This is a genomic window from Streptomyces sp. SID3212 (assembly GCF_009865405.1).
Lineage (GTDB): Bacteria > Actinomycetota > Actinomycetes > Streptomycetales > Streptomycetaceae > Streptomyces.
The window spans coordinates 1-4,144 of the sequence record NZ_WWJY01000692.1 but is presented as its reverse complement, the minus strand read 5'-3'; the positions used below and the strand labels follow the sequence as shown (position 1 = coordinate 4,144).

The following is a 4,144-nucleotide window of genomic DNA, read 5'->3' as shown; positions in this document are numbered from 1 at the left end:
GCGATCCCCAGGGCGACGATCAGCGTCACCACCACGAACACGATGAGGCGCTGCCGCAGCAGCCGGGGGTTGGCGGGGCGGCGGCTGCCCGAGGTCGGCCGCGGTGCAGTCTTCGGCCGCCCGCCCGTACGGGCACCTGCGCCGTCCCGCTGCTGCGGGGGCCGCCGGCCGCTGGTACGGGGAGGGCCGCCCCGGGAGACACCGGAACGGGACGCCGTGGAGCCGGGGGGACGGCTCTGAGGCCCGCGTTCCCGCTCCCGCTCCCGGTCGGAGCCACGTTCCCGGTCGCGATCCCGGTCCCTCTCCGAACCCCGTTCCCGTTCCCGCTCTCGTTCCCGATCGCGCTCGGGACCCCACTCCATCCGCTCCGTGTAGCGCTCGGTCAGCCGCCCCGTCGCCATGTCCTGCTCCATACGGTCCCGCTGGGCCGGCGGCCTGACCTCGGCGACGCCCTGCGCCTCCCTGGCCGCGATCTCCTTGAGCCGCATCGACAGTTGGAGCGTGCTCGGCCGGTCCTCGGGATCCTTGGCCAGACAGGCCCGCACCAGCGGCGCGAGCGCGTCCGGTACCCCGTACAGCTGCGCCTCCTCGTGCACCACCCGGTAGAGCATGACCTCCGAACTGCCCTGCCCGAACGGGGAGTCGGCGGTGGCGGCGTAGGCCAGCGTGGCGCCGAGCGAGAACACGTCGGTGGCCGGGGTCACCGCCACTCCCCGCACCTGTTCGGGCGCGAGGAACCCGGGCGATCCGACGGCCGTCCCGACGTGCGTCAGGGTGCTCGCGCCGGTCGCCCAGGCGATGCCGAAGTCGATGATGCGGGGGCCCTTGGGGGAGAGCAGGATGTTCGACGGCTTGAGGTCGCGGTGCACCACCCCCGCCTCGTGCACGGCCACCAGCCCCTCGGAGAGCGCCGCGCCCACGGAGGCCACCTCGGCGGCGCTCAGCGGGCCGTCCTCATTGACCTTGTCGTGCAGCGAGGGCCCCGGCACGTACTGCGTCGCGAACCATGGACGCTCCGCGTCCAGGTCCGCCGCCACCAGGCGGGCCGTACAGCCGCCCCGGATCCGCCGCGCGGCTGACACCTCGCGGGCGAACCGCGAGCGGAACTCCTGATCCTCGGCCAGATCAGGCCGGATCACCTTCAGCGCGACCCGCTGGCCGCGCCGGTCGGACCCCAGATAGACGACACCCATGCCGCCTGCGCCCAGCCGCCGGTGAAGCCTGAACGAACCGACGACACGCGGGTCCTCGCGCCGGAGCCGCATCATCGCCATGTCCATCCCCGCTGCCCGGTCGTCCGTGTGACGTGGCACAGCTTACGTACCCGCGCCCCGGCGCGCTCATAGGCCGCGCCCTCGCGGGCCGACCGATTGTCAGTGCGGGGTGGGAAACTTGAAGAGTGGTCAGGGGACGGCGGATCCAGGTCCCTTGGCCCGTGCGAGATCTCAAAGGTCCGTCGCAGAAGGGGGATTGGATCGTGAAGGGTGACCGGGTGGAGATAGTCGTGGACGCCGGGGACACGACGCGTACGTACGAAGTGGTGGCAAGCCGGGCAGGCCGCCGGGTGGAGACGGCGGTGCGCAGAGGGGTGGTGGAAGTGAGCGAAGTCACCCGCAACGGCACGGTGGTCCGCACCGCCAGGTTCATGGCGACCCGGGTGCTCGCTCTGGTGGAGCAGCCGGTCCCGAGGGAGGAGCCGTCGGAGCGTCCCCTCCGGGAAGACCCCAAGTCCTGAGGCGCTCTCGCACGTGCTTTCTCCACCCAGGGGAGTACGTGATCAGTACCGGGCTCATCCTCCGGGAGGCCCGGCAATCGGTACGCGGGCATGACGACCGGGCGCGCTCGCGTCCCTAGTGTTGAGGTCAAGCGGCGAGTGCAAGTACTCGTCCCCCGAGGTCGGACACTCGCCGCTGCCAATCTGACAGGAGAGGGACCATGGCGGACACGGCATCGCGGGCATTGATCCGCACGCAGGGACGCAAGGCTTACGCCGCGTTCGGCGGAGGCCGGTCCGGCACGCGCCACCCACTGGTGGCGACGGCGATGGTCCTCCCCCTGGCGGCTCTGCTCGTGGTCGTCTTCGGCGGCTGGGAAGCAGTGGTCACACAAGCGTCGTCCGTGGGCGTGATGCTGGGGCGCTGAGCGGCGCCCTGGACCCGGGAGAGCGGCCCGGGTCGAGGACATCCGGCCTAACAACCCCGTGGGGACGGGGGTGCGGCGGACGGCAGCGTTTGGCCGGTCAGCTGGGGAGCTGACCGGCCATCGCGCTGTCCGGGCCCGCGCCAGGGATGCCCTCGGCCATGGCCCCACGTCTTGGTCCGACGACGCCGAACACTCCCGGTTCGCGCCCCCGGACCCCGCACCGGTGGTGTCTTCCCCCGGCCCCGGCTTGGGACTAGGCCCCGGGGCCCGGGCCCCTGTTCGCCCGGGCTCCGGTGTTGGCGCGCCCCAGCGGCGGACGCGTCCGCGTTCGGTGTCCGTCCGTGATCACGGACGGGGCCATCGCCGGGGCGCGGGTACGTCCCCGGCCCGGAGCCCCCGCGACCGCTGAGCGTCCCTGCCCGTCGGCAGAAGACAGGCAAGGCACAAGACGCCTCCGCGGCCGGGCCCCCGCCGCGCCCGTTGGATCCGGCTGCGGACGCCGCTGCCTCGCCCGTACCGGTTCGGCCCCACCGGGCCCATAGGTGGCGTTGCCTCGCGGGCAGGCGAGGGGCTGAGCGAGCATCGCACTGTCGGAGACGGCCACGAAGGGGCCCCCGGGCCCGAGCATCTGCTGCCCTACCCCCCCCGTACGCGCCCCGCGTCCGTCCCGTTCCCCGGGTCGCCCGTACACTCGCTCCGAGCCGAACCGCCCGGGGGACCCGTGACCGCAGACGTCGTCAGCGCGCTCGCCCTGGTCGCTCGCCGGGCGGCCCATCTGTCCGCCTCCGCGTCGTCCCCCTGCCCCGCCTGCGGCCGGGACGACGACGCCGTGCTCGCGGAACGGGCCGACGGAGTGGTCGTACGACATGGCGACGCCGTGGCCAAGGCGCACGCCGACACCACCGATCCGGCCGACCACCGCACCCGCCTCGCGGTCGCCGCCCATCCGCTGCTCTCGGGGATCCTCCTGCCCCCGCTCCCGACGGCCGCCGCCGAGGTGTCCGGCCGGCCGGTCACTTCCTGGCCGTACGGCACCCCCGTCGACCCCGAAGACCCGGCCGCCGCGCCGTGGGAGGAGACCGGCACCCTCCTCGCCCGGCTGCACTCCGTCCCCCTCGACGCCCTCTCCCGTACGCCCCTGCCGCCCATGCGCGGCCCCGCCAAGGTCGCCCGCGCCCTCGCCCGGCTGCGTGCCGTATCTCCGCCTGCCCCTCACCCGCCCCCGGCGGAAACCGCGCCCGTCCACCACGCCGCCGCCACCCTCCCCCCATGGGCCCGGGGCGAAGCGCCCCCGCCCCCGTCGCCCCGCGCGCTCTGTCACGGCGACCTGCACCTGGGGCAGCTCGTGCGGTATCCCGGGTCCGGCGGGGACTGGTTGCTCATCGACATAGACGACCTGGGCGTCGGGGACCCCGCCTGGGACCTCGCCAGGCCCGCCGCCTGGTACGCCGCCGGGCTGCTCCCGCCCTCCGCCTGGGAGGGGTTCCTCGGCGCCTACCGCGCCGCCCGCGGCCCCGCCGTGCCCGCCCACGGCGACCCCTGGCCCCGGCTGGACGTCGCCGCCCGCGCCCTCACCGTCCAGACCACCGCGCTCGCCCTGGCGAAATGCGCCGCCGAACACCGCGAACCCGACGACGTCGAGCGGTCGATGATCGACGCCTGTGCCCGAATCGCAGCAATCCCGCCCGAGTTGGGGGTAGGTGCACCGTCGTAGGGTGAACCGACTGCCGCCGGGCGCGTGTTCCGGCGGCGCCGAAGAGACGGCGAGGAGCTGAGCCGACCATGCAGTGTCCCAAGTGCCACGCAGCGATGCACACGTACAACCGCAACGGTGTCCAGATAGAGCAGTGCAGCGGCTGCCGGGGAATCTTCCTCGACTACGGCGAGCTGGAGTCCCTGACCCGCCTGGAGTCGCAGTGGGTGCAGCAGGCCCCGCCGCCCGTGCCGCCCGCCCCGCAGCCGGGCTACCCGGCCGCCCCGCAGGCCTACCCGGCGGCCCCCG

Annotated in this window: 5 protein-coding genes; 4 read left to right on the top strand and 1 reads right to left on the bottom strand. The window is 74.1% G+C overall.

What is annotated here, in order from left to right; translation table 11 throughout:
- Positions 1-1,274: serine/threonine-protein kinase (locus GT042_RS20985; RefSeq protein ID WP_202533335.1), on the bottom strand; the 1,274-nt coding region annotated here is incomplete at its 3' end.
- A 203-nt stretch (positions 1,275-1,477) separates the two neighbouring features.
- On the opposite strand from GT042_RS20985, the gene GT042_RS20980 reads away from it, so the two are divergent.
- The 4 genes from GT042_RS20980 to GT042_RS20965 all read left to right on the top strand — a co-directional run.
- Complete coding sequence (locus tag GT042_RS20980) at positions 1,478-1,735, top strand: hypothetical protein (protein ID WP_161310271.1); 258 nt, start codon at positions 1,478-1,480, stop codon at positions 1,733-1,735.
- A 200-nt stretch (positions 1,736-1,935) separates the two neighbouring features.
- On the top strand, positions 1,936-2,142 hold the full coding sequence (locus GT042_RS20975; protein ID WP_161310270.1) for a hypothetical protein: 207 nt from the start codon (positions 1,936-1,938) through the stop codon (positions 2,140-2,142).
- A gap of 721 nt (positions 2,143-2,863) precedes the next feature.
- Positions 2,864-3,856 carry a phosphotransferase gene (locus GT042_RS20970; protein WP_161310269.1) on the top strand — a complete coding sequence of 331 codons (993 nt, stop codon included), beginning with the start codon at positions 2,864-2,866 and terminating at the stop codon, positions 3,854-3,856.
- 68 nt (positions 3,857-3,924) lie between these two features.
- On the top strand, positions 3,925-4,144 hold a 220-nt coding region (locus GT042_RS20965), incomplete at its 3' end, for a zf-TFIIB domain-containing protein (RefSeq protein ID WP_161310268.1).